At 61.5% G+C, this 25,922-nt stretch carries 15 protein-coding genes; all 15 read left to right on the top strand.

The window, feature by feature from the left end; genetic code table 11:
- Positions 1-334 precede the first annotated feature (334 nt).
- The 15 genes from wecB (at position 335) to asnB (K675_RS0100515) (ending at position 25,853) form a co-directional block, all read left to right on the top strand.
- A complete protein-coding gene (wecB, locus tag K675_RS0100585) occupies positions 335-1,447 on the top strand; it encodes a non-hydrolyzing UDP-N-acetylglucosamine 2-epimerase (protein ID WP_017901565.1) in 1,113 nt (370 codons plus the stop codon).
- Positions 1,444-2,691, top strand: coding sequence for a UDP-N-acetyl-D-mannosamine dehydrogenase (gene wecC / locus K675_RS0100580; protein ID WP_017901564.1), 1,248 nt, complete (start codon positions 1,444-1,446; stop codon positions 2,689-2,691). Before wecB ends, wecC begins: the two co-directional genes overlap by 4 nt.
- Positions 2,688-4,826 (top strand): bi-domain-containing oxidoreductase, encoded by a 2,139-nt coding sequence (locus K675_RS0100575; RefSeq protein ID WP_026144797.1) that lies wholly within the window; start codon positions 2,688-2,690, stop codon positions 4,824-4,826. Before wecC ends, K675_RS0100575 begins: the two co-directional genes overlap by 4 nt.
- 89 nt (positions 4,827-4,915) lie before the next feature.
- Complete coding sequence (locus K675_RS0100570; protein ID WP_232434385.1) at positions 4,916-7,555, top strand: bi-domain-containing oxidoreductase; 2,640 nt, start codon at positions 4,916-4,918, stop codon at positions 7,553-7,555.
- A gap of 5 nt (positions 7,556-7,560) precedes the next feature.
- The gene (locus K675_RS0100565; protein WP_017901561.1) at positions 7,561-9,804 is read left to right on the top strand and encodes an acyltransferase family protein; all 2,244 of its coding nucleotides are present in this window, start codon (positions 7,561-7,563) and stop codon (positions 9,802-9,804) included.
- A gap of 95 nt (positions 9,805-9,899) precedes the next feature.
- Positions 9,900-11,672, top strand: coding sequence for a glycosyltransferase family 4 protein (locus K675_RS0100560; RefSeq protein ID WP_017901560.1), 1,773 nt, complete (start codon positions 9,900-9,902; stop codon positions 11,670-11,672).
- Entirely contained in the window at positions 11,669-13,843 is a 2,175-nt protein-coding gene (locus K675_RS0100555) for a heparinase II/III family protein (RefSeq protein ID WP_017901559.1), read from the top strand. The genes K675_RS0100560 and K675_RS0100555 overlap by 4 nt, the downstream gene beginning before the upstream one ends.
- The gene (locus K675_RS0100550; RefSeq protein ID WP_017901558.1) at positions 13,840-16,575 is read left to right on the top strand and encodes a radical SAM/SPASM domain-containing protein; all 2,736 of its coding nucleotides are present in this window, start codon (positions 13,840-13,842) and stop codon (positions 16,573-16,575) included. The genes K675_RS0100555 and K675_RS0100550 overlap by 4 nt, the downstream gene beginning before the upstream one ends.
- The gene (locus K675_RS0100545; protein ID WP_017901557.1) at positions 16,572-17,384 is read left to right on the top strand and encodes an ABC transporter permease; all 813 of its coding nucleotides are present in this window, start codon (positions 16,572-16,574) and stop codon (positions 17,382-17,384) included. Before K675_RS0100550 ends, K675_RS0100545 begins: the two co-directional genes overlap by 4 nt.
- Positions 17,377-19,122 carry a polysaccharide ABC transporter ATP-binding protein gene (locus K675_RS31770; RefSeq protein ID WP_017901556.1) on the top strand — a complete coding sequence of 582 codons (1,746 nt, stop codon included), beginning with the start codon at positions 17,377-17,379 and terminating at the stop codon, positions 19,120-19,122. Before K675_RS0100545 ends, K675_RS31770 begins: the two co-directional genes overlap by 8 nt.
- A complete protein-coding gene (locus tag K675_RS32825; protein ID WP_017901555.1) occupies positions 19,119-19,286 on the top strand; it encodes a hypothetical protein in 168 nt (55 codons plus the stop codon). The genes K675_RS31770 and K675_RS32825 overlap by 4 nt, the downstream gene beginning before the upstream one ends.
- On the top strand, positions 19,283-20,128 hold the full coding sequence (locus K675_RS0100530; protein WP_017901554.1) for a class I SAM-dependent methyltransferase: 846 nt from the start codon (positions 19,283-19,285) through the stop codon (positions 20,126-20,128). The genes K675_RS32825 and K675_RS0100530 overlap by 4 nt, the downstream gene beginning before the upstream one ends.
- 24 nt (positions 20,129-20,152) lie before the next feature.
- Entirely contained in the window at positions 20,153-21,847 is a 1,695-nt protein-coding gene (locus tag K675_RS0100525) for a class I SAM-dependent methyltransferase (protein WP_017901553.1), read from the top strand.
- 10 nt (positions 21,848-21,857) lie between these two features.
- Entirely contained in the window at positions 21,858-23,855 is a 1,998-nt protein-coding gene (gene asnB / locus K675_RS0100520; protein WP_026144796.1) for an asparagine synthase (glutamine-hydrolyzing), read from the top strand.
- Between the two features lie 24 nt (positions 23,856-23,879).
- Positions 23,880-25,853 (top strand): asparagine synthase (glutamine-hydrolyzing), encoded by a 1,974-nt coding sequence (asnB, locus tag K675_RS0100515; RefSeq protein ID WP_037006179.1) that lies wholly within the window; start codon positions 23,880-23,882, stop codon positions 25,851-25,853.
- Positions 25,854-25,922: the final 69 nt, after the last annotated feature.

Below are 25,922 nucleotides of genomic sequence, written 5' to 3'. Positions count from 1 at the left end.
CTATCTGGTGGGTAGATATCTTTACCTCTGAAGTTACACGGCGAAATGGATTTTATTACCGGCTGAGGGCCATGTCCTGCGTTCACTCAGGTCCCTGCCTGTGCGGCTAGCGCAAGAACGGCAGCCTGAAAGAGGTGGCGGTGCAGGAACGATCGACCACGAGCGAGAACTGCTCACCGCTGAGTTTACGATCGAAAAAGAAACAGGTGCTTTCATGATGCACCGGATTTCTTGGGGTTAGCCTTGGCGCGCTCCTGCGTCGTCTCTGCAGAAGAAGATTGCATATGGCATGGGTATTCAACTGCTGTTTCGGACTTCAGAAGGAAGCTGGGGAATGAAGATACTTTGTGTTTTTGGTACACGGCCCGAAGCCATCAAGATGGCTCCGGTGGTCAAGGCGCTTCAGGCAAAGGCCTTTGTTGATAGCCGTGTGTGCGTCACCGCCCAGCAACGGGAAATGCTGGATCAGGTGTTGGACGTGTTCGGTATCGTGCCCGACCATGATCTTGACATCATGCGCCCCGGGCAGAGTCTGACCGATATCACTACTCGAATCATGCAGGGTATTGAGCCCGTGCTTGAGGCCGAGAAGCCTGATCTTGTTCTGGTGCACGGTGATACCTCGACCACCTTTGCCGTCAGCCTGGCCGCTTATTACAAGCGCATCCCGGTGGGACACGTAGAGGCGGGGCTGCGTACGGGGAACATCTATTCTCCGTGGCCTGAGGAAATCAACCGGCGTTTGACCGGAACTATCGCTGCTCATCACTTCGCACCCACCGAAGCGGCGCGCAGCAACCTTCTGCGCGAAGGTACTGCTGACACCAGCATCTGCGTGACCGGCAATACCGTGGTTGATGCCTTGCTCGATGTTGTGCAACGTTTCGAGGCTGACCATGCTTTGAACACACGATTCGAGCAGCAGTTCGGCTTTCTGGACTCCAGCCGCAAGCTGATTCTGGTCACGGGCCACCGCCGCGAAAGCTTCGGGCAGGGTTTCGAAAACATCTGCATGGCGCTGCGTGAGCTGGCCTCTCGCGATGATGTGGAAATCGTCTATCCGGTCCACCTCAATCCAAACGTGCAAGAACCCGTCGGCCGCATCCTTGGTGGCTGCCCGCGGGTGCATCTGATCGCGCCACTGGATTACCTGCCATTCGTCTATTTGATGAAGCGTTGTCATCTGATTCTTACGGACTCTGGCGGCATCCAGGAGGAAGCGCCGTCGCTTGCCAAGCCGGTGCTGCTGATGCGCGACACCACCGAGCGCCCCGAGGGCGTTGATGCAGGGGCCGTGCGACTGGTCGGCACCGACATCAGCGAAATCGTCACGCAGACCCTGCGGCTGCTCGACAGTGAAACCGAGTACCAAATCATGGCAAGCGCCGGAAATCCTTATGGAGACGGACTGGCCGCACAGAGAATCGTGCAGAGAATACTGGGATGATCCAATACAAGCGTGTGTCGATGATTGGGCTGGGCTATATCGGCCTGCCGACTGCCGCCCTTATTGCCAGCCGCGGTTGCGAAGTGCTGGGTATCGATGTCAATCCATCGGTTGTGGCCACACTGAACTCCGGCAAGACTCATATCGTCGAGGCCGAACTCGATGTACTGCTTTCCGGTGCTGTGGCTTCAGGGCGTTTCCGTGCTTCGTTGCAACCGGAACCCGCCGATGTGTTCATGGTGGCGGTGCCTACGCCGTTCAAGGATAACCATCAGGCCGACCTCAGCTATATTGAGGCGGCGGCACGTAATATTGCACCGGTGCTTAAGAAAGGCGACCTGGTGATTCTCGAGTCCACCTCGCCGGTGGGCACCACCGAGAAGCTCGAACAGTGGCTGTGCGCCGCTCGTCCGGACCTGAGCTTCCCTGGCGATGTCGGTGAAAATTCGGATATCCGGCTGGCCTACTGCCCCGAGCGCGTGCTGCCAGGCCGGATCATCCATGAGTTGGTGAGCAACGACCGCATCATCGGTGGCATAACGGCCAAGTGTGCCGAACAGGCCGCAGCGTTCTATCGTCTGTTCGTCGAAGGCAACTGCCTGGCCACCAGCGCGCGCACCGCCGAAATGGTCAAGCTGACCGAGAACGCCTTCCGCGACGTCAACATCGCGTTCGCCAATGAGCTGTCTCTGATCTGCGACCGTCAGGGCATCGATGTCTGGGAATTGATCGAACTAGCCAACTGCCATCCGCGTGTCAATATTCTCCAACCCGGCCCAGGTGTGGGTGGGCACTGCATCGCGGTAGACCCATGGTTTATCGTTGAGCAGACCCCGGATCTGGCGAAGTTGATTCACACGGCGCGCCTGGTCAACGACGGCAAGCCGCGGTGGGTGATCGAGCAGGTCAAGGCCGCGACCAAAAGCTTGAAAAATCCCAGGGTGGCGTGTCTGGGCCTGTCGTTCAAACCCGATATCGATGACCTGCGCGAGAGCCCGGCGTTGGAGATTGCCGCGCATCTGGCCCATGAAATAGATGGCTTGATCTACGCAGTCGAGCCACATGTCGACACCCTGCCGCCGTCACTGAGCAAGTATCGCAACGTCGAGTTCATGCAAGCCGAAGATGCCATCGCCGGCGCTGATGTTGTGTTGCTGCTGGTCAACCACAAGATGTTCATGACCATCGATCGCACGTTGCTCGACGGTAAGGTCGTCATTGATACTCGGGGCGCTTGGCGTTGAAGCAATTGCTGTTGAAGCAGGGGGCGGCACGTCTGGAAGAGGTACCTGCTCCTTTGGTGGGAAGTCGGCACATCCTTGTGCGTGTCGAGTACTCCTGCGTCAGCGTGGGTACCGAGGCCGCCAGTGTGGTTCAGGCTGCGGAGCCGCTGTACAAGCGTGCGTTGAAGCGCCCGGAAAAAATCAAGCGGGCCTTTGATATGGTTCGTGAGCAGGGGTTTGCGCGCACCGTCGAGCGCATTCGCGGTACGTTGGCGGCCGGCCAGCCGACAGGCTATTCGGCCTCTGGTCTGGTGGTGGCGGTGGGCGAGCAGGTCGACGGCTTCAAGGTCGGTGATCGGGTGGCCTGTGCCGGTGCCGGCATTGCCAATCATGCGCAAATCATCAACGTTCCGGTCAACCTGGCCGTGCTGGTGCCTCAGCCGTTGCCGACGTTGCAGGCGGCAACCGTGACCCTGGGCGCGATTGCCCTGCAAGGCGTGCGCAGAACTGCCCCGACATTGGGCGAAACCATCGTCGTGGTCGGTCTGGGTGTGCTTGGGCAATTGGCCGTGCAACTGTTCAAGGCCAATGGCTGTCGCGTGATCGGTGTTGACCCGGACCCCCGTCGCCTGGAGGTTGCCCGGCAGTGTGGCGTGGACCTGGTCATCGATCCTGCTCAGGACGACCAGGTCGCCCGGATCACCTGGATGACCGATGGCCTGGGCGCCGATGCGGTGGTGATCACTGCCGCATCGACCAGCAGCGAGCTGATCAGCCTGGCCATGCGCGCCTGCCGCAAGAAGGGCCGTGTGGTGCTGGTGGGCGATGTCGGTCTGGATATCAAGCGCGAAGACTTCTACCGCAAGGAACTCGATTTCTTTATCTCCACCTCTTACGGGCCGGGACGCTACGACGCGAACTACGAAGAGGAAGGTCAGGATTATCCGCTGGCCTACGTGCGCTGGACGGAAAACCGCAATATGGGGGCCTATCTGGAGTTGCTGGCGCAAGGCAAGGTGAACCTGCAGGCGTTGCTGCCCGAGGTGGTCGACCTGGCCGACGCCGAGGCGTTGTATGTGCGCCTGGCGCAGGGTAATGACCGGCCGCTGCTGGCACTGTTGCGTTATCCCGCCGACGGGCAGCCAGAGCAGACCCGCAGCCTGATGCTGTGTGCGCCTGCCGGTAGCGAGGGCAAGGTGCGGGTCGCCCTGATCGGTGCCGGTGGTTTTGCCCAAGGTATGCACCTGCCCAACCTGATCAAGTTACGTGACCGTTATGAACTCCGCTGGGTCGTCAGCCGCACCGGCAGCAGCGCCAAGGCCGCCGCTACGCAGTTCGGTGCCAGCTTTGCCGGTACCGATTACCGTGAGGCGCTGGCCGACCCGGATGTGGACCTGGTGTTGATTGCCACCCGTCACCATCTGCATGCGGCGCTGGTCAAGGAGGCGCTGGAGGCCGGCAAGCACGTGCTGGTGGAAAAGCCCCTGGCCCTGCAGGAGGGCGAAGTGGCTGCTGTCGAGGCCTTCTATGCCACGGCCGGGCCCGGGTCCATGCCGTTGCTGATGACCGGTTTCAATCGGCGCTATGCCCCCGGCATCGCCAGTATCAAAGCGGCGCTGCGGGGGCGGGTCGCGCCACTGATGATTTCCTACCGGATGAACGCCGGCTATCTGCCACCGGAGCACTGGGTACATGGGCCGGAGGGTGGTGGACGCAATATCGGCGAGGCCTGCCATATATATGACCTGTTCGCCTTCCTCACGGATGCCGAGCCGGTAACGGTAGAGGCCACCGCGATTGGCGGCAGTGCCGGTGGCATTCGCCGCAATGAAAACTTCAGCGCGACCATTCGCTACAGTGATGGCTCGGTGGCTACCCTGCTCTATACCTCGCTGGGCTCACCCAACCATCCCAAAGAGTGCATGGATATCTATACCGATGGCAAGGTCCTGAGCCTGGACGACTATCGTGTAGTCACCGTGGCCGGCGAAAGCGCCAAACTCTGGGCAGCGTCGACGCCGCAGAAAGGCCAGTTGGAAGAACTCCAGATTCTGGCCGAAGCGATCCGCGTCGGTGCGCTGGACGAAACGAACATCCGCAGCCAGATCGCGACCACGCGACTGGCGTTGATCATAGAAAAACAACTGCAGTCCTGATACCTGGATGACGGTCCGTCATGGCGGGCCGGACCCCGTCGGTGTCGTGAATAATTCGATGCAACTGCTCAAGACGAAGGAAAGTGTTGATGAGGCAAGTTCTGTTAGCCAATGATCGTGTACGCATCGCACGGATGCCCGCACCCGGTGTTGAGCCTGGTGCTGTCCTGGTTCACGTGCAGTATTCGATGATCAGTGTCGGCACCGAAGTCGCCGGCCTGCGTCCGACCACTGCGGGCGAGGCGTCAACCGGTCTGGACCAGGCGCGTGAGATTACCAGTCGTGCAGGCCGCTACCTGGTCAAGGCCATCGCCGATCCGCGCCTGGCCGCCTCTCGCCTCAAGCGTATCGCCAAAAATCAGATCGCCCGGCTGATGCCGGAACCGCCCAAGGTGCGCCTGCCGGATCAGGAGCTCGGCGCCGTGGCCTGGCAACGCGATGCGGCCAGCGAGTTCGTGGTCGACAATCAGCGCCTGTCGCTGGTGACCGATGATTCCGACTGGCAGTATCAGGCGCACACCGACGCCTTCCGGATTCCCGCTGGTTATCAGGTGGCCGTGGAGCTGCGTGGCAGCATTCACAGTGGCAAGCTGGCCCTCGGTATCCTCGACGAGAGCGGCAGCAAATGGCTGGGCAACCGCACCCTGGCACCGGGTGTGCTGGACGACAGGCTGATCTTCGACCCGCAGGGCGAAGAGGCGGCGAAACTGGTGATCTCCAACGCCCAGGGTGGGGTGACCCGCGCCGATTTCGAGCGCTTGCACGTGGTGCTGGTCGCGCCCAATCCGGGAGGCGATCCGCACAACGAAATGGACGAAACCGGCTGGAACCTCGGATACTCGGCTGCCGGCGTCGTGGTGGCGCTGGGTGCTGGCGTACAGGGGCTGAAGGTCGGTGATCGGGTGGCCTGTGGTGGCGCCGGGCGTGCCAACCATGCCGATTATGTGCTGGTGCCGCGTAACCTGGTGTGTCCAGTTCCGGAGGGCTGCGACATGCGCTGGGCCGCCTCGGCCACCATTGGCACCATCGCCATGCAAGGTGTGCGTCGGGCTCAGCCGGATCTGGGGGAAAAGGTCGCGGTCATTGGCCTTGGCCTGCTCGGCCTGTTGACCGTACAACTGCTGCGCGCGGCCGGTTGCCAGGTGATCGGTTTCGACCTCGACCCCAAGCGGGTGCAGCGTGCCAGTGAACTGGGCATGGAACATGGTACTTCGGATGCCGCGCAATTCCCTCGACTGATTCGGGACGTCACCGCTGGCCTGGGTTGCGACCGTACCCTCATCACCGCCGCGACCAAGTCCGATGGCGTGATCAACACCGCCATGGAAATCACTCGCCGTCGTGGCGTGGTGGTCATTGTCGGCGACGTGGGCCTCAACGTGCAGCGTGCGCATTTCTATCGCAAGGAAATCGACTTGCTGATGAGCACCTCCTACGGGCCGGGTCGCTACGACACAAGTTACGAGGAGAAGGGCAACGATTACCCGATCTCCTATGTACGCTGGACGCTCAACCGCAACATGCAAAGCTACATGGAACTGATCGCGGCCAAGCGCCTGGATGTGGAGTCGCTGGTCGATATCATCGCACCGGTGGACGAAGCGCCAGCGCTGTACAAGACCCTGGCCAACAGCCAGGAGCCGCCGATTGGCGTGTTGCTCGATTACACCCGTGCCGATAGCGCGGTGGTCGAGCCAGCCGAAGCCGAGCGGATCCAGCTGCGCGGTGCGCGCAGCCCGCAGAGTGGCAAGATCAACTACCTGCTGGTCGGTGCTGGCGCCTATGGTCAGTCGATGTTGGTGCCGATGCTCGACCGTATGGACAACATCTTCCTGCGTGGCGTGGTCAGCCGTGATGCGGTACGTGGCGGCAACTTCGTACGTGAGCGCCGCCTGGGCGTATTCGCTTCCAACCTCGATGCCGCTATCGACGATCCCGATGTGCACATGCTGGTGATCGCTACCCGCCATTGCGAGCACGCATCCCAGGCCATTGCCGGATTGAATGCTGGCAAACATGTGTTCGTCGAAAAACCGGTGGCGATCACCTGGGACGAGCTCGACGCGCTGACCGAGTGCCACGACGCGCTGGAAAACCCGCCGTTGCTGATGGTGGGCTTCAATCGTCGTTTCTCGCCGGCCATCCAGGCTCTGCGCGAGGTGCTGGCCGGGCGCACCGCGCCGCTGGCGATCAACTACCGCCTGAACGGCGGCTACATTCCGCTGGATCACTGGATCCAGACCGAGCAGGGCGGCGGTCGTAACATCGGTGAAGCCTGCCATATGTACGATGTGTTCCGTTGCCTGGCGGGCGCAGTGGTCACCACGGTCAGCGCTACCGGGATCAACCCCGGTGGCCGGCCTTACCTGGCGACAGACAACTTCAGCGCCACCGTCGGGTATGCCGACGGCAGTATCGGCAACCTGTTCTATACCGCGCTTGGCCCAAAACAGGGGCTGCCGAAGGAGCGCATCGAAGTGTTCTGCGACGGCGAAGCCTATGTTGTCGACGACTTCAAGCAACTGATCAAGTCCAGCACCGGCGAGGTGCTCTGGTCGGCCAGCGAGGCTGACAAAGGGCAGGGCACCCAGATGAAGCTGCTGGCCGAGGCGTTGGCGACTGGCGGGCCGGCACCGATTCCCTTCGACGAAATCATCGAGACCACGGCGGTGGCTCTGCGTGTCGAAGAGCTGCTCACTGGCGTCGCGGCCGTTCAGGTGGGCGACTGACTGGCATGGTGGCCGATGAACATCGCAATAACTTCGACCTGATCCGCTTGCTCGCGGCCTTTCAGGTCGCGTTCCTGCACATCTTCGTTGGCTGGTTGAAGGTACCGGTGCCGTATGAGATCCGCCTGCTGCTCCTCTGTTTTCCAGGGGTGCCGGTGTTCTTCGTGGTCAGCGGCTTTCTGATCACCCGCTCCTACACAAGCCGTCAGCGCGGACTGCTGAACTACTTCGGCAGTCGCGCCCTGCGCATTTATCCAGCGCTTTGGCTGCAGTATCTGTTGGTGATCGTGGTGATGGCCTGCACCGGCGGATTTGCCCTGTCCATGCTTGTGGAGCCGATGTTCTGGAAGTGGCTGTTGTCGGCGATGTTCATCGGTTCCAACTTCTATGCCAATGTAGTCACCAACTGGGGACCCTTTACCTGGACCGGCCTGTACCAGGGCTACCCTGCCGATGTGCTGTGGACCATCCCGGTCGAGCTGGGGTTCTACCTGCTGGTGCCGTTGGTGTTTTCCAAAACCCTGGCGCGCTGGAAGTTGACACCCTGGCTGATCTTCCTGTGTTTCAGTGCGTCGCTGGCTTATGCCATGCACGTCGGCCCCTTGTTGCGCAGCGACCCGAGCAGCAGCTTCACCGGCATGATCCACTCCAGTCCGCTTCCATACTTCTGGCTGTTCCTCGTCGGGGCAACGGCTGCCACCTACTGGGAACGTCTGAAGGTGTTTTTTGTCGGTCGGGCGGCCTGGTGGCTGCTTGCATGGATGGTTATCACTGGCCTTTATTTTGCGAAAACCGGCATCATTCTCGTGGACTACCGCGTTCCCAATCTGGAGGTCGCCCTGCGGGCTCTGCTACTGGCAGGTGTGGTGCTGGCGTTTGCCCACTCCTGGCCGCAGCTTTCGGGCTGGATGCGCGGTCATGATCTTTCTTACGGGCTTTATCTGTTCCATATGCCATTGCCGCTGGCTCTCTACAGCGCCGGAATGACCGGCCAGCCCTGGTTGGCGTGGACATCGCTGGCGGTGGCCTTTGTACTGGCTGCGTTGTCCTGGACCCTGGTCGAGGCTCCGGCGCTCAGGCTGCGCCCGCACTTGGGGCAGGTTCGGTTTCGCCCGCAGTTGCCGCGTTTGTCAGCTGTCGATCTACGGCGCTGGCGTCCGCACTTGTTTGGCCTCACCATCCTGCTGGCGATCAGCCTGACGGTTTTCGCGGTGTCGCGTTCGACGCTGCTCGATACGCGCGGGCCGTCCGCGCTCAAGCATTTCTTTGACGACGACAGTGGTCTGGTCGCGCAGACTTACCAGACGCCTGATCTGGTGCTGCATCGCGGCAGTCTGCAGGTCAGCGGTGACGGTAAACCAGCGGGATTGAGTTTGGTGGTTGAAGCCAGCCAGCAGGGGAGTCGCAAGCTGGAGCTCGAGGGACGGCAGGTAGGTGGGCAGGCCGTGAGTGGGCGCCTGACCATCGACAGTCAACCGAGTACGTACTTCCGCATGCCTGATGGCCCCTTGTCCATCACGGTGGCGCCTGGCGCACGTGTTGAACTGCTGATCTATGCCGATGTGCCGTATGCCTATCAGATCGAGAAGGCCGACTTGAAGGCTTGTGCGGATTGCATTGACGATGCGCAGGCAGCGTCGCTTGACGGGCAGAAGGCAGCGGGCGCGGATTCGGCCACAGTTGCGGCGCAGCAGCCGACCGGGTTGGCAGCCGCCAGGCAGTTCTTCGGTGAGGGTAGCGGCCTGACCGTGCAGCTTTATCAGCATCCCGCTCTTGCACTGCCTCGCGGCAATCTGAAAATCAGCGGCGAGACCACGCCTTCGGGCCTGGCTCTGGTTGTTGGAGCGAGCCAGCAGGGGGGGCGCAAGCTGGAGCTGGTGGGGCGTCAATTAGGGGCTCAGACCGTGAGCGGGCGTCTGACCATCGATAGCCAACCGAGCAGATACTTCCGCATGCCTGATGGTCCTTTGTCCATTACGGTGGCACGCGGTACGCGGGTTGAGTTGCTGATCTACGCTGACCAGCCGTTTTCCTATCAAGTGGAAAAGTTCAGCCTGAGGGCGTGCACGAACTGCGCCACCGACGCGCAGATGATCACGTATATCAGGCAGGATACTCCGGCTTTGGATCAGATCTCCAAGATCGGGGGGGAACTGCTGAAAAAAAGCGTGATCTCGATCATCGGTGTCGAACCGGACATGGGGGATGCCATGGTCAACGATCCTACCACTCATAACGTCGCGTATTAAGAGGGAACATAATCGTGCGCCATTTGCCTATTTTTCAGTTCCCGCTTCGTGTGGCTCGCTCCCTCCGGCGTCGTGCCGCGGGTGCCTGGCATGCCATGCGCGTGGCCCGTATCGAACGCGTACAACAGTTCGGCTGGAATGCCGTGGCTGCCCGCGTCTTCACCGCCCAAGCGCAAGGATTTCATCTGGAGAGTGACGACTCCGCCTGGGGCTATCAGTTGCGCTCGCAACTGATAGCCGTGCGTCCCGGACAGATGGCGGTGCTGTCGATTTCCGGAGAACTGACCAGCGGTGCCATGGCGGTTGGATGCCTGAATACCGACGAGTCCACTTGGCTGGGCAACTTCCCGCTGCCCAAGGGGCGTTTCACCGAGCGTTTTGTGTTCGACCCGGTCGCATCCAAGAGCCTGACCCTGGTTTTCAGCAATGCCATGGGTGGTCCGTCGTCGCTGAACGTCAGCGAGTTGGTGATCGAGTGGATGCCGGCCGACCTGGCGCGCCTGCTGGGTGATTCGGAGTCGTCCATCGTCGCCGAGATCGAGCGGCATATCGCCGAGGCTTCGCCTTATCCGTTGGCCATCAGCGGTATGCCCGGCGCCGACAACAAGATTCCTGGCACCGGTGTCTACCTGCGCACCGATTACTGGGTGAAGATTGCCGCTGGCGGCAGCTACGGGCACACCTGCTATGTGGCCCAGGAACTGGCGGAATGTACCGAGAACCTGGTGTGTTTCATGGCCAACCGTTTCGATTTGCTCGATACCATGGGTATCGAGCAGGTGGTCATGGATTCGCCTTCCTCGACCTGTAACGAGATCGACGTGCTAAAGGCCTCGCGTTTCTATTACAAGTGGTTGCGCGACCGCCTGGCTGAACTGAAACCGGCGTATATCTATGAGCGCGCCATTCTGGGCAGCTACGTCGGCGCGCAACTGAGCCGCGAGCTCGGTATTCCCTACATCCTTGAGTACAACGGCTCGGAAATCTCCATGAAGCGCAGCTTCGACGAGCGTGGCTACGAGTTGGAAACCGCCTTCGCTCTGGCAGAGCAGGCCGCCTTTGCCCAGGCCACCAGCATTGTGGCGATTTCCGAAGTGATCGAGGACGGCCTGATCCAGCAGGGGATCGCCCCCGAGAAGATTCTGTTCAACCCCAACGGCTGTTCGCCCGAGCACTACGCGCCCCTCGACAGCCAGCTCAAGCGCGAGATGCGTGTGGACCTGGGCTGGCAGGCGGACACCTGCGTGGTCGGTTTTATCGGCACCTTTGGGGGCTGGCACGGTATCGATGTGCTGGCTGCGGCGTTGCCCCTACTGTGCGAGCGCGACCCCAACCTGCGCTTTCTGCTGATCGGTGACGGTAACTTCCGCCACCTGGTCGACGATGCTGTCAAACGTCACAAGTTGCAGGACCGCGTGCACATGCCGGGCACCGTGGCGCAGACCGAGGCAGCCAGATTGCTGGCCTGCAGCGACATCCTCATTTCGCCACACAACCGCCATATGGTCGACAGCAAGTTCTTCGGCTCGCCGACCAAACTGTTCGAGTACATGGCCCTTGGCGGTGCTATCGTTGCCAGCCGCCTGGAGCAGATCGGCGAGGTGCTGGCTCCGTCGCTCGAGCCCCAGGAGTTGGCAACGGCCGACGCCGGGCAGTTGGCCGGCCAGCGCGCAGTGCTGTGCAAACCGGGTGACATCGAAGATTTCGTTAACGCGGTGGCCGGGCTGGCCGCACGTCCGGACCTGTGGTCGGCACTGGGCGCCAATGCGCGCCAGGCGCTGCTCGACAATTACACTTGGAAGCAGCACGTGCACAAGATTCTGCAACACGTTGCGCAGCGTTCGGCTGCATTAAAGGAGGCATCGTGATCAGCAGAGGATTTCGCTTCGCCCGTCGCAAGCTCTGGTACGCCCTCAGTTCGCTCGCCGCGCCACACCGTGAACGCCTGAAGACCGGGTTGCATCGATTTGAAAGCTTTCAGGAGCGTACCTGGGAGTGGGGCCGTTACCTGTTCGCCCGGCAACCGGCGGACGGCGAGATGACCGCCATCCTGCGGCGCAATGGCTGGCAGGGCTTTTACAGCTACCTGATTCGCCAGCGTCGCGGCGATTTCGGCCGGCGCAACTTTTTGCCATCCGACCGCGATTCGGTGGTGCAGCAGCTCAGGGCGATACCCGGTGAGGTCGAACGTATCATTGCCCAGGCCGACCGGCTGGTGCGTGGCGAGTTCGACCTGCTCGGCAGCGGCCCGGTGGATATGCGCCGTGGCAAGCGTGGCGCCGGGTATCGTATCGACTGGAACCGTGACCCGATTTCCGGTGAACGTTATGCCTCGGTGTTCAGCCAGTGGCGCTGGTCGCCGTTCGCAATGCGCCGTGGCAAGGCTGATGTCAAAGGCCCGTGGGAACTGACGCGCTGCCAGCATTTCCCGACACTGGGGCAGGCTTACTGGCTGACCGGTGACGAAAAATATGCACGCTGCTATGCCCGTACCATCGCCGACTTCATCACCCGTACCCGACCGGGGCTTGGCGTACATTGGGCCTGCCCGATGGATGTCGCGCTGCGTCTGGTCAGTTGGCAGGCCGGCCTGGCGTTTTTCCAGGGTTCGGGCGAGCTGAACCGACGCTGGTGGCGGCATTTCCTCAAGAGCCTGGTGCAGCATGGGCGGCATATCACCGCGAACCTGGAGTTCGGCACCCTGGAGGGACGCATCATCGTCTCCAACCATGGGTTGGCGAACCTGTTCGGTTTGTACTGGCTGGCGATGAACTTCCCGGGGCTGGATGCCGGTTGCGTCTGGCGCGGCATCGCCGAAGCCGGGCTGGAGCAGCAGGTGCGCCTGCAACTGCTGGAGGATGGCGGCGGCTTCGAGTCGAGCGTCCCGTATCATCGCCTGGTCACCGAGATGTTCCTGTCTGCCTACGCCTTGGCGCAGCATCACAAGCAGCCGTTCTCCCCGGAGTACCGCGAGCGCTTGCTCAAGGCCTTGCATTTTGTCAGCGCCTTGCGCCAAGAGAGCGGCCGTCTCCCGCAGATTGGCGATGCTGACAACGGCCGGGCGCATATTTTTTCGGCCTATGACCGCTGGGAGGCCGAGCAGGAGCACATGGATCACCTGCTGGCCGCCGGTTCGAGCGTACTGGGCTGTCAGGTCTCGGAGCAACCTCTGGACGCTGCCGGGCAGGCAGAGGCACTGTTCTGGCGTGATCCCTGGGACCCGCTTCCGGTCGCTACCCAATTGCCGCCTACCACACCGGTGATGTTGTTCAAGCAAGCCGGTGTCGCCGTATTGCGCCAGGCCGGCCACTACGTGGCGATGAGCAACTCGGTGTGCGGAACGTTCGGTATCGGCAACCACAAACACAACGACCAGCTCGCCATCGAATGGGCTATTGGCGAGCAGCCGCTGTTCGTCGATGCGGGCAGCTACACCTACACCCAGGACCCGGACGCGCGGAACTGGTTCCGCTCCACCGCCCACCACAACACGGTCCAGGTGGCGGGCGAGGAACAGCACGGCATGGACCCCAAGGCACTGTTTCGCTTGGTCCAGCAAGGGCAACCCGAGTGGGATGTAGCGCGGCATGGCCACGGAAGCATCGGTATCATCGGCCGTCATTCGTCTTACCAACGTCTGGCCCCGGAGCTGCTGCACGAGCGGCGCGTCTGCCTGGCCGGCAACGGTGCGCTGATCGTGGAGGATCGCCTGGGTAACGGCCAAGGCCAACCGTTGCGTTGGCATTTCCTGGTTCACCCCAGTGTGCAGGTGACGGTGGAGGCCAACCGCGCGGTGCTGCAATACGCTGGTGGCAGCGCCGTGTTCGAGGCGCCCGCTGCGCTGCAATGGAGTATCGAGGATGCCTGGTATTCCAGCGGTTATGGCGTGCGCGTGCGCACTGTGGCGATCGTGACGCAGTCGTCCAGTGTCTCCAACGCCCTATTTGTCGGTGCCGCATTGAATGGCCCCTCCTATGTACAGGCTCGCGAAAGTGCCAACGCGCTATGGAATGCCGAACCTGAAGGACTTTATGCATGAACATTATTCCTGTCGTCGAAGTGAGCGGAAACGTCGGTCGCGAAACCGGGCGCAAGAAGCGCACGGGGTTTATCGAGCCGGAGATCGCCCCAGGCGTTGTCTGGCAAGCCCTGTGTGCCAAACCTGATGAAACGCGGGGCGAGGGCTGTTGGGTGTGCGACGAAGGTCCGCTCAATACCCAGTTGCTGTCCTCCGCGCTGCAGTTGCAAAAGGGCCAGCTTTACACCTTCGAGTTGCAGGTCGAGGTTGATCACGCCGCCCCACTGGCCCTGGTCCTGATCAAGGATGAGCATCAGGGCAGTGCTGGCAACTCGAATCATTGGTTGCGCCATCGGGCGATGGAGCAGACCGGCAAACAGCGCCTGGCGTTTTCCTACGCGCCCGAGGCCAGCGGTGATTATCGTCTGGCGATGATCAACTACTACGGCACCTATCCGCGCGGCAGCACCTTCCGGCTCGAAGCGCTGGAAATTCTCGCGGCGCCTTATGTGGCCGATGACAGCATCCTCGACGTCGACACCTACCTGCCGAGCTGGGGCCCGCTCAAGCGTTACATTCATCGCCGTTGCAAGAGTTCGCGACTGTTCAACGCCTTTGTCGCCGGCATGGAAATGCGCCTGAACCGCGAAGAGAGCCTGAGCCTGCCGATGTATCTGGCGCTGTGCCCCACCGGGCAATGCAACGCACTCTGCGAATTCTGCTCGGTGACCATCAAGCGCACCGGCATCATCAAGAAGCAGTTGCCGTTCGACAAGGTCCAGCGCTTTATCGCGCCAACCCTCAACACCGCGTATATGTATGGCGTGGAAGGTAACGGTGAGCCGACCCTGTACCGCGAGTTCAACTCGCTGCTGGTCACGCTGCAGAAGAAGGGGGCCTCGTCCTACCTGATCACCAATGGTGCATTGATCGAGCCGGAGCAGATTCCTCACCTGTTGAGTCTGCAGTCGATCACCTTCTCGCTCAACGCCGCTACGGCGGCGACCCATCGTGAAGTGATGAAAATCAAGGAGTTCGACCGGGTTACCAACAGCATCCGGGCTATCGTCGACCAGCGCGCCTGGAGCGACTCGCCCAGCGTGTTCGTGTCGTTCGTGGTGCATGCCACCAACGTCCACGAGCTTCAGCAGTTCTTGCAGTTCGCCGAATACGACCTGCGCGTCAACGTCATCATGATCCGCCCACTGTCCGAATTGGGTGCGGATCTTGGCGCTGTGGAGGACCTGCGCGATATCGTGCCGTACGAGTCGCAGGTCAACGATGCTCTGGATGCCGTTCGGGAGTACCTGGGGGACGTGCCGCGGCGGCGGATTCCCTACACCATCAACGACTGTGATATCCGCATTGATCCGACCACCTTCCGCTCCGTGCGTCCTGATCCGGTCGATCGGGTGATCATGCCGCCCGGCTTCGAAGGCCGTCTGCTGGCCCCGCGTCGTGATGACTGGCATGTCTCCAGTGCAGACATGAGCGTGTCGTGGAATCTCAACCGCGCGCTGGTGCGTAGCCCGCAGGGCAGCGCGGGCGAATACACCTGGCGCAGCGCGTCGACACCGGTTGAGCCGGGCAAGCAATTGCTGTTCAAGGCTAATGTCACGCTGCAGGATGCGCCATTGCAGCTCTCGGTTCTGGCGGAATCGGGTCGGGTCCTGGCCAGTCGGGTGATCCAGCCAGGCGCGGGGGAGCAGGCCGTGGAGCTGGCTTTCGAGACCGGCGAGGAACTTCAGGTCTCCCTGGTCTTCGCAGCGGCTGGGGCTTTTGTCGCCGACATCGACTTCATTCGCGTCATGCGTCCCGGTGCCGGTATCCGCAAGGCGTTCAAGTTGCCATTCCCGCGTCGTTGGCAGATCGATAGCCCCGGCGTACGCGCCCGCTGGGAAGGCCATGCGTTGAACATCGAGGCGGTGCCGAACCTCAATGGCCGCTACTTGATCAAGTCCTATTCCAACCCTTGCGCCCCTGGCGATCACCTGTCGTTTCCGGTGAGGGTCGAGGTCACGAGCGGCAAGCTGGTCATCGGTGTTCTCAGCGAAGACTTCCAGAAGTGGACGCATCAGTTTGCCTTCGGCCCCGGTAGCCATGCCCAGGATCTTCTCATCGACACGGCAGAAAACCATCGTTTGCAGGTGGTGCTCTTTGCACGTGGGGACGAAAGTCTGAGCGCACGTATCGATTGGGGCGATGCCTTGGAGCAGGCCCCTGATCGCGAGCGTGAAGGCGAGTTGATCGAGATGGAGGCCGTCGCTGGCGATGTACCCGCCGCCTCCTCGCCGACCACGGCGACACCGGGCAAGGCCAAGCTGATCAAGGTCAAGCAGGTTCCGGAAAAGGTGCGTTTCTATTGCCAGAAGCCATGGACCGATATCAACAATTTCACCGTTGATGGACGCATGGACGTGTGCTGCATCACTACCGGGCCGAGTCAGGAACATTACGCCCTGGGCAATATCTTCGAGCAGGATTTCCAGTCGATCTGGAACGGCGAAAAAATGCGCGAGTTCCGCCGTACGGTGAACTCGGATACACCCTTGCCGCCCTGCCAGCGTTGCCCGATGGCCTACGGTTACCAGGGACCGTTCTTCGATCGGACACTGGCTGACGCCAGCATCGCCAGCTTTGTCATGACCAACCGGCTACCGGGCCGTGGCCCTCTGCAGCGCGTTGTCGCAACGCTGGCGGACGCTGTGAGAAAGCCCCTGGTGGAACTCCTGTTCCGGGGGTTCAAACGATGATTCTGCGTATCGGACGCTCGGCAAGTCGCGTGTTGTCGATGATGTGGGCCTACCGCGAGGTTCTGGCCGCCGTCACTCGCGTGGAGCTGGCCAAGCGCTATTCCGGCTCGGCTTTCGGAAAGGCCTGGCTGTTGATCAACCCCATGTTGTTGCTGAGCATCTACCTGTTTGTTTATCTGGTGGTGTTCAAGATGCGCTTCCCGGGGTTCAGCGAGTTCGACTACACGCTGTATGTGTTCGCCGGTCTGGTACCGTACATCGGCATGAGTGAGGCACTCAACAGCGGCGCGGTTTCCCTGCGCCAGAACATGCACTTGGTAAAGAACGTGATGCTGCCGGTCGACCTGATCCCGGTGCGCACGGTGCTGGTGGCGCTGGCTGGTCAGGTAGTCAGCATCCTGATCGTCGCCTTGCTGGTGCTGGGTGACGAGAACATGAACTGGCGCTTCCTCCTGCTGCCAGCGGTGATTGCCCTGCAGGTCCTGTTTCTGCTGGGTTGCGTTTTCGTGCTCTCGGCCGTGGTGGTGGCGCTGCCCGACGTAGCCAATTTCGTCAACCTGACCCTGCTGTTGCTGATGTTCATCTCGCCCATCGGCTTTACTCCGGAAATGGTGCCGGGTGGATTCAAGGCGATGATTTACCTCAACCCGGTTTATTACATGACTGAGGCTTTCCGCACTGTGCTGCTGGCCAACCACCCGGTGGATATGGAGGCCTTGGGCTGGTATGCCCTGATCTGCGTGGTGACATTCGCCCTGGGCTGTGCCTTCTTCAGACGTTTCAAGAACATGCTGGTGGACTATGAGTGATGTAATCATCCACGCCGAAGGCCTGTCCAAACTGTACAAGCTTTACGCAAAGCCTCACTACCGCTTCCTCGACATGATGGGGCTGCTGCGCCGTGCCGACGCCTACCAGGAGCACTGGGCCATCCGCGATGTCAACCTCACCATCCGCAAGGGTGAGAAAGTGGCGTTCATTGGGCGCAACGGCGCGGGCAAGAGCACGCTTCTGCGGCTGATTACCGGGGTGACGCAACCCACCGAGGGCCGCTTCGAGGTCAGCCAGGGTGCTCATGCGCTGTTGCAGATCGGCACCGGCTTCCATCCCGATTTCACTGGCCGCGAGAATGCCCTGGCCTATCTGGCGCACCTGGCGGTAACGGGCGAGAAGGCCAATCGCAAGGTCGAGGAAATCATTGCCTTCTCCGAACTCGAGGAATACATCGATCAGCCGGTGAAAACCTATTCGAGCGGCATGATGGCGCGACTGATGTTCGCCACCTCGACTGCCATTTCCCCTGAACTGCTGGTACTCGATGAGATTCTTGGTGTGGGCGATGCCTATTTCGCCAACAAGAGCTTCGAACGCATCCGCGAGATGACAGAGGAGAGCGGCACCACCGTGTTGCTGGTTTCCCATGATGTGTATTCGGCTTCGAAGCTGTGCAGCCGCATGATCTGGATGGACCGCGGCACCGTGTTGCTGGATGGCCGTAGCGATGACGTGATCCGCGCCTATGAACATTCGGTACGCCTGCAGGAAGAGGCCCGCCTGCGTACCAAGGCCTTGGCCACCCGCCAGGCAGGCTTGTGCGTGCTGGAGTTGTCGAGCGCCGATCAGACGCCTGCACGTGGGCAGTTGCTGATTCGTGCGGTGCGTGTACTCGACGGTGAGCAGGTGCTCGGTGAGTATCTCATGCAGGAAGGCGACGCGCTGTTTGAACCGTCTTCGGGCTTTGAACATATCGCCGGCGAAGCAGGACTGCGCATCCTGGCTGATGGCAGCGCGGTCAAGCGCTGCCGCCTGGTGCTGGACCTCAGCCAGCAGCGTATTCGCCAGGCCGGCGAGGGCGCGCTGAGGATTGAGGTCGACTATGCCGCAACCGAAGACAATACCTTGCTGTGTGAGCTCTGGTTCAAGGACAACTGTGAGGTGCGTGCGGAACTGGTACTCGTCGCCGCCCAGCCGCTCACCGCGAGTAACGGGCAGGGCGTGCCATTGGCGTGGCCGCATGCGCGCAGTGAGATGCAAGCGCCAACCACCCAGCTGGCGCCTCAATCCAATCTGCATGGTTCTGGTCGCATATGGCTGGAAGATATCGAGTTGTATGGCCGCGACGGAGTCAGTCGGTTCGTCTTCGACGCCGGTGAGCCCCTCGGTGTACGTGCCCGCTATCGGGTCGAGCCAGGCAGCGGACCGTTGCCGGTGGAGTTCCTTTTTGCCGTGCACCGCGACGGGGTCACCGATATCGCCCGTCTGACTGCCGGCGCCATTGACATTGTCGATGGCGAAGGGGAGGTAAGCTTCGACTGCTCCAACCTCAAGCTCGGGCTGGGAACCTTTACCCTGACGGTGTTCGCCGTGCGCCCCGGCTACTTCGAGAACAACGACGGCCGTTTCTTTTCTATCAACGATGACGTGTATTTCGCCTACAACCGCGGCATCGAGTTCAACGTCAATGGCAACGGCGGCAAGTTCGCCGGGGCCAATACCCTGCTGTCGATGCATGTAACAGCGCACAGTGCCTGCACGGAGCCGGCATGACGAACACAACCAACATCCTCCTGGGCCAGACCCCTCGCCGTGCTGCCGAGTATCCGCAATGGCTGGAGCACAAGGCCGTTGTCACAAGTGAGGTGCACTGTGTCGGACGGGGTACGCTGGCGAATGAGAGCCGGGGGCCGATCATCAAGAAGGTCAAAGCATGAAGCTGAGTTTCACCGAGGAGTTAAAGCGCGACTTCGCCTCTGAGTTCGCCATCGCCGACCAAGCTGCGCAGCAGGTGATGGCCTGCATCGACGGCAAGGACTATACGGCTCTCGAAGCCCACTCCCCGGGCCTCAAGGGGTTCAACTGGTGCAACTACATCAACCTGAGTTCGATCCGCATGGTTCGTGCGTTGCGTATGCTGCGCCAGCACGTGGCCCCCGGGGCTCGCGTGCTGGACTTCGGAGCCTATTTCGGTAACTGCTCGCTGATGCTGGCGCAGGCCGGTTATCAGGTGACTGCACTGGACTCCTATGACAGTTATGGTTCCTGCTTCGAGGATAACCAGCGTTTACTGCTCGAACAGGGCGTACGGGTGCAGAACTTCGCCGACTTCAAACCCGATGGTGGTTATGATGCGGTGGTGCTCATGGGTGTGATCGAGCATGTGCCGCATACTCCGCGCCTGTTACTCCAGGATCTTCATCGCTCGCTGGTTGCCGACGGCCTGCTGGTGCTCGACACGCCGAACCTGGCCTACATCTACAACCGCCAGAAGCTGGCCCGCGGGCAGTCGATCCATCCGCCGATCCAGAGCCAGTTCGCCACCGAGCTGCCGTTCGAGGGACACCACCGCGAATACACCGCCAGCGAGATCGAGTGGATGTTGCAGGCTTCGGATTTCCGCGTACTGGAGTCCGAGGCGTTCAACTACAGTATCTACGGCCTCACCGAGCTGGTGGGCACCGATCTGGAGAACTACCAGGCCATGCTGGCGGACCCGACCCAGCGCGAACTTCTGATTTACTCGGCGCGTGCTGGTACCGCCGAAGTGATCGGTTAATGACTGCCGAGGGCCGAACCATCTATGTCGATTGACCAGACCGCCGGAGACCTGGCGGGTGACCTCGCCCGCCTGATCGTCGCCCTGACTACCCAGCCAGACGATGAGGCCAGTGCCCCGCGCATGGCCATTGGAACGCCGTTCAGCACCATGAGCCAGTCCGACTGGGGCGAGGCTGTACAGTGGTGGAACCGCTCCGGCCGCCCGCTTATCGGGCAGTTGCAGGCGCGGGGCTGTCCGGCCTGTGGCTCGGAGCAGAATCAGCGGCCGATTTTTCAGTCCTACGATGGTTACGACTATGAAGAGTGTGGTCAGTGCGGCTGCTGGCATGTACCGCTGAAGGTCGATGCCCGCCTTTTCGAGCGGTTCTTCGCCCAGTGTCCGCAGGCGCTGGATGTGCTGCAGCGCTCCTTTCAGAAACGCCTGTCGGCAGAGAATCAGCAGGCTGATCTGGCTCGTTTCAATGATTATTTCACTCGCCTTGGCGTGTTGTTCGAGCAACGCCAGGGGCTGCGTTATCTGGATATGGGCTGTGGCCTGGGCAATTCGCTGGTCGCCGCTCGCGAGCATGGGTTCGAAGGACTGGGTGTGGAGTCTTCGCGCGAGTGCCTGAAGCTCTGCCAGCAAGCCGGGTTGCAGGTGCTGCATGACGAGCAGACCCCCGAGGGGCGCTTCGACCTGATCAGCTTCTGGGAGTCGCTGGAACACATGGTCGATCCGGCGCAGATGTTGCGTAGCTGCCACCAGTTGCTGGCCGAAAAGGGTGTCCTGGCCTTCACCATCCCCAATCTCGATTCACCCCTGCTACGTGTCCAGCGTGGTGACTGCAGCGTGGTGCACGGCGGCTACGATACGCCCGGGCATATCAACCTGTTTGGGCCAGAGCAGGTACGTTGCCTGTTGGCGCGTTGCGGATTCGACCTGCTCTACATGGACGGGCAGTACGGCATGAGCCTGCCTGAACTGGCCGCCTACATGCTCGGCCGTCACCGCGGTGCCGCCGACCTGCTGGTCGGGCGTGGCCAGACGCAGGAACTGCCGACTTCGACGCGTGCCCTGCTCAATGCCATCGGCCCCGCCGTTTCGTTGCTTGAGCGCTTCTCGCTGACTGCGCCGATCCTCTTCGTCGTGGCATGCCGTCAGGAAGATGCCGTGGCATTGGCCGGGCACAAGCGCTCCCTTGCCCAACAGCGCCGTGCCGACCTGCTGGCCCAGGCCGAGCCCATGGCCCAGGTCGGTACCGCTGCGCAAATAAGCGAGCTGAACCAGCGCGTGCGGCAGTTGCAGGAAGAGGCCCGCCGGGCCGCCGAGGAGCTTGATCGGGAATCGCTCGGTGCCCACTCGCACCGGGAGCAGTCAGCACAGTTGCAGCAGGCGCTGCAGGACGAACTGCTGCACAGAAACGAGCAACTGAACCGGATGGCCGAGGTGATCGCCCAGGAAACCGCCCATGCCACCGAGCGTGAACGCGAGCTCGGTGACGCACGTCAGGCTCTGGCGCGCGCGGAGGATGAGCTGAGTCAGCGCGATCTCGCACTGAGCGAACACGTCGAACAGGTCCGGCAGCTCAGCCGGCAGTTGGAGGTGATGGCCGACAAGCACGCCACACTGACGGCGCAGGTGCAACGGTTCAAGCACAGCCGGCGTTACCGGCTCACAGGCCTGCTGGCCAGGCTTTTGCGCCGCGAGCAGGACCCCTTTAACAACAACGAACACTGAGAACAGTCGAATGTGTGGAATTACGGGCGCCTTCAATCCGCAGGCAAGGGTTTGCGATGACCAGACGTTGATCAACATGCGTGACCGCATGTTGCATCGTGGTCCGGATGGCGCAGGGATCTGGCGGGAGCGGCAGGAGCGTTGCGTACTGGGGCATCGCCGGCTGTCCATCATCGACTTGTCCACCGCTGCCACGCAGCCGATGGCCAACGAAGACGCCACGGTGGTGCTGAGCTTCAACGGCGAGATCTATAACCATGTTCAGTTGCGTCGTGAAATCCACGCGATCCGGCCGTTCGCCTGGCGTACCGATCATTCCGATACCGAGGTACTGCTGCGTGCCTACGAAGTGTGGGGTATCGATTGTGTACAGAAACTGCATGGCATGTTTGCCTTCGCCATCTATGACGCGCGCAACCCCAACGCTCCGGTGCTGCACCTGGCCCGTGACCGGGCTGGCAAGAAGCCTTTGTACTTCAGCCGTACCAGCGCCGGTGAATGGCTGTTCGCCTCGGAAATCCGCGCCCTGTTCGGCCATCCGGCGGTATCGCCACAAATGGATCCTACGGCGTTCTCGCACTATCTGACCTTTATCGTGACCCCGGCGCCGCTGACCTTGTTCAAGGGCATCTTCAAACTGCCCGCCGGTCATCGCATGACCATCGATGCCAGCGGCAAGGCCAAGGCACACAAGTACTGGGACTGCATCCCCAGCGCCTCGGACATTATCGAGCGCAGCGATGAACAGGCCGTGGCAGAAATGACCAGCCTGCTGCGCCAGTCCGTCGAGCGCCGCATGGTCTCGGACGTCCCGTTTGGCGTGCTGCTTTCCGGTGGCGTGGACTCCAGCCTCAACGTGGCCCTGATGAGCGAGCTGAGCAGCGCCCCGGTGCGGACCTTTTCCATTGGCTACGATGGCGAGGAGGAGACCAACGAATTCAAGTTCGCCCGCCGCGTTGCCGAGCGCTATCGCACCGAGCATCACGAGATGTCGATCAACCACCGCGACGCCCAGGACTTCCTGCCCGAGATGGTACGCCTGCAGGACGAACCGATCGCCGACAACGTGTGTATCCCGTTGTATTTCCTGTCCAAGCTGGTGCGTGACAACGGCACCACCGTGGTTCAGGTCGGTGAAGGTGCGGACGAGAATTTCCTCGGTTACTGGTGGTGCGACCACTACCGCGACAAGGCCGTGAACATGTATGGCCCGGCACTGCCCGGTGGTGGTATCCCTTGGTGGCGGCGCTTTATCTCGCAGCCGCGGGCGCTATTGCCTGCAGTGACCACCGAGGACAAGGAAATCCAGAAGCGCGCTCGTGCTGGCCAGGAGCTGTTCTGGGGGGGCGCGGTGTGCTGGTGGGGCGGCATGCGCGATCAGTTGACACCAAACACTGAAGTGTTCGCCAGCCAGATCGATTGTCCGGTCGAGGGCCTGTTGCCCGATTCCCATCGCAATACCGACAGTCATGCAGTGGTGGAGTACTACATGTCGCAGATCAAGGGCAAGTTGCTGCAGCCCGATGTGCTACAGAAAATCCCCTACCTGGAAATGAAGCTGCGTCTGCCCGAGCACCTTTTGATGCGCGTGGACAAACTGACCATGGCGCACTCCATCGAGGCTCGTACACCGTTCCTCGATCACGATGTCATTGAGTTTGCCCGCACCCTGCACCCACGGCACAAACTGCGTGACGGTGTGGGCAAGCACGTGCTGAAGAAGGCTGCCGAGCCCTACCTCGACCACGACATGATCTACCGCAAGAAACAGGGCTTCGGTGCGCCGATGGAGGCCTGGTTCAAGCAGGACGACTTCGGTCGTCGCTGTATGGCCGCATTCGAGCGTTCGCGCCTGGTGCGCGATGGTTTCTTCGACAACGACTACTTCCGCGACATGCTGAAGCACCAGATGGGCAGCGGTGGTGGATACAGCTTCCACCTGTGGACCGTGCTCAATGCCGTGCTCTGGCACGAGTCCTGGATCGAGGGGCGCGTCGATTGTTTCTGATGTCGTCTGCGAGAGCCTGAGAGCATGTGTGGAATTTGCGGAGTGTTCGTTGCGCAAGGAGGGACAGCGGTTTCCGATACGCTGCTGACCTGCATGCGCGATAGCCTGCATCATCGCGGGCCGGATGCGGCCGGGCTATGGATCGATGCTTCCAGGCGTCTGGGCCTGGGGCACCGACGCCTGTCTATCGTCGATCTGGACGTGACTTCCACGCAGCCTATGGCGGATGCAGGGCAGTCCGTGGTCGTCGTCTTCAATGGAGAGATCTACAACCATGTTGCGCTGCGCCGTGAGCTCGAAGGCGCGGGGTATGTCTTTCGTACCGCGCATTCGGATACCGAGGTACTGGTCCATGGTTATCGGGCATGGGGCTGGGAGGGCCTGCTGTCACGCTTGCGCGGCATGTTCGCCATCGCTTTGTGGGATAACCGGCGCCGTCTGCTGTTTCTGGGGCGCGACCGGGTTGGCATCAAGCCGCTCTACCTGCACGCCAGTGGCGGGCGGCTGCTGTTCGCTTCGGAAATCAAGGCGATCCTTCAGGTACCTGACGTGGCGCGCGACATTGATCCGAGCGCGATGTACCACTACCTCAGCGGCATGGTCGCGCCCGCGCCGCTGACGATGTTTCGCGGTATCCAGAAGCTGCCTCCCGGCTGTTATCTACAGGTGGGTGACGATGGCCGCATTACGTTTACGCGTTACTGGCATCCGGCGCTGCATGCCCCGGTGCAGCCGGTTGGGCGCGCTGAGGCGGTGCGCAGTATTCGCGCGAGCTTCGATGAGGCGGTGGTCGAGCATATGACTGCCGATGTGCCGGTCGGTGTATTGCTCTCCGGGGGCGTGGACTCCACCTCGCTGCTGGCTGGCATGGCGGCGCAGGCGAGCGGGCCGGTGCATTCCTTTTCGGTGGGCTATGACGGCTTTTCGGACATGGACGAACGCGAATATGCCCGTGACATGGCCCGGCACTTCGGTGCCGAGCACCAAGAAGTTTTGGTCACCCAGCAGTCTTTCGAGGAGTCCTGGGCCGATGTTCTCTATCACCAGGATGAGCCGCTGGCCGACTGGGTCTGCGTGCCGCTCTACCATGTTTCCAAGCTGGCCGCCGGCCAGGTCAAGGCGGTACTGGTGGGTGAGGGCGCCGATGAACTGTTTGCCGGCTACAACGGCTATCTGCGTTATCTGAACCTTCATCGGCGCTTCTGGAAGCCCTACAGTCAACTACCAGGTGCGGTTCGCCGAGGTGCTGGCTGGTTGGCCGAACACGTCGGGCGTGACGGTTTGGCCCGTGCCTCGGGACTGGACTTCCTGATTCGCGCCAGTCGCGACAAGGAGTGCTTCTGGGGAGGGGCGGCGACCTTCTGGGAAATCCAGAAGAACGCCTTGCTCGACAAGGGCGCCATTGACTGGACAGGTAGCGTCGGGCCGCTGGATGACAGTGCGCTGCGTGTGGCCGACAGCAACGCGGTGATGGCCGCAGCGGCGTCCCTGCTGCCGGCCGGGGATACCGAGCAGTTGCGTCGTATGACCCAGCTGGAACTCAGCTATCGCTTGCCCGAGCTGCTGCTGATGCGCGTGGACAAGATGACCATGGCGCACTCGTTGGAGGCGCGTGTGCCGTTTCTCGATCATCGCCTGGTCGAGGCAGCCTACGGCTTGCCGGAGGCCTGGAAGCTGGAAGGTGGGCGGCCCAAGTCATTGTTCAAGGATGCCGTGCGCGGGCTGATTCCCGACCGGGTCATCGACCGGCCCAAGGTGGGTTTTGGCGCCCCGGTGGCGCATTGGTTGAAGGGCGAGTTCGGCCGTCGGGTGGAGCACGAAATCAACCGGTGTGCTCTGTTCCAGAGGGGCTGGTTCAATCCCGGCTACGTTCGTCAGTTGTTCGAAGCCCACCGCAGCGGCCGGGGCGACTACGGTACCAATCTGTGGGCCCTGTATAACCTGGCCGGCTGGTACGACCGCTGGATCGACGCGCCGAACGGGTGGGGGAAGTGCTGATATGGCCGCACACCTGCTGATTTGTGACGGCGCGCGCCCGGCTGGGCTGCCGCTACCGGCTTGCGTTGA

The sequence above is a fragment of the Pseudomonas fuscovaginae SE-1 genome (assembly GCF_000364705.1).
GTDB lineage: Bacteria > Pseudomonadota > Gammaproteobacteria > Pseudomonadales > Pseudomonadaceae > Aquipseudomonas > Aquipseudomonas fuscovaginae_A.
Note: the sequence above shows the minus strand (reverse complement) of the source record. Positions and strands in the feature narration are given on the sequence as shown.

What these genes read in the sequence shown, in the direction of transcription:
- wecB (WP_017901565.1), top strand. Translation starts at nt 335, where the DNA reads ATGAAGATACTTTGTGTTTTTGGTACACGGCCCGAAGCCATCAAGATG.
- wecC (WP_017901564.1), top strand. Translation starts at nt 1,444, where the DNA reads ATGATCCAATACAAGCGTGTGTCGATGATTGGGCTGGGCTATATCGGC.
- K675_RS0100570 (WP_232434385.1), top strand. Translation starts at nt 4,916, where the DNA reads ATGAGGCAAGTTCTGTTAGCCAATGATCGTGTACGCATCGCACGGATG.
- K675_RS0100565 (WP_017901561.1), top strand. Translation starts at nt 7,561, where the DNA reads ATGGTGGCCGATGAACATCGCAATAACTTCGACCTGATCCGCTTGCTC.
- K675_RS0100560 (WP_017901560.1), top strand. Translation starts at nt 9,900, where the DNA reads ATGCGCGTGGCCCGTATCGAACGCGTACAACAGTTCGGCTGGAATGCC.
- K675_RS0100550 (WP_017901558.1), top strand. Translation starts at nt 13,840, where the DNA reads ATGAACATTATTCCTGTCGTCGAAGTGAGCGGAAACGTCGGTCGCGAA.
- K675_RS0100545 (WP_017901557.1), top strand. Translation starts at nt 16,572, where the DNA reads ATGATTCTGCGTATCGGACGCTCGGCAAGTCGCGTGTTGTCGATGATG.
- K675_RS31770 (WP_017901556.1), top strand. Translation starts at nt 17,377, where the DNA reads ATGAGTGATGTAATCATCCACGCCGAAGGCCTGTCCAAACTGTACAAG.
- K675_RS32825 (WP_017901555.1), top strand. Translation starts at nt 19,119, where the DNA reads ATGACGAACACAACCAACATCCTCCTGGGCCAGACCCCTCGCCGTGCT.
- K675_RS0100530 (WP_017901554.1), top strand. Translation starts at nt 19,283, where the DNA reads ATGAAGCTGAGTTTCACCGAGGAGTTAAAGCGCGACTTCGCCTCTGAG.
- K675_RS0100525 (WP_017901553.1), top strand. Translation starts at nt 20,153, where the DNA reads ATGTCGATTGACCAGACCGCCGGAGACCTGGCGGGTGACCTCGCCCGC.
- asnB (WP_026144796.1), top strand. Translation starts at nt 21,858, where the DNA reads ATGTGTGGAATTACGGGCGCCTTCAATCCGCAGGCAAGGGTTTGCGAT.
- asnB (WP_037006179.1), top strand. Translation starts at nt 23,880, where the DNA reads ATGTGTGGAATTTGCGGAGTGTTCGTTGCGCAAGGAGGGACAGCGGTT.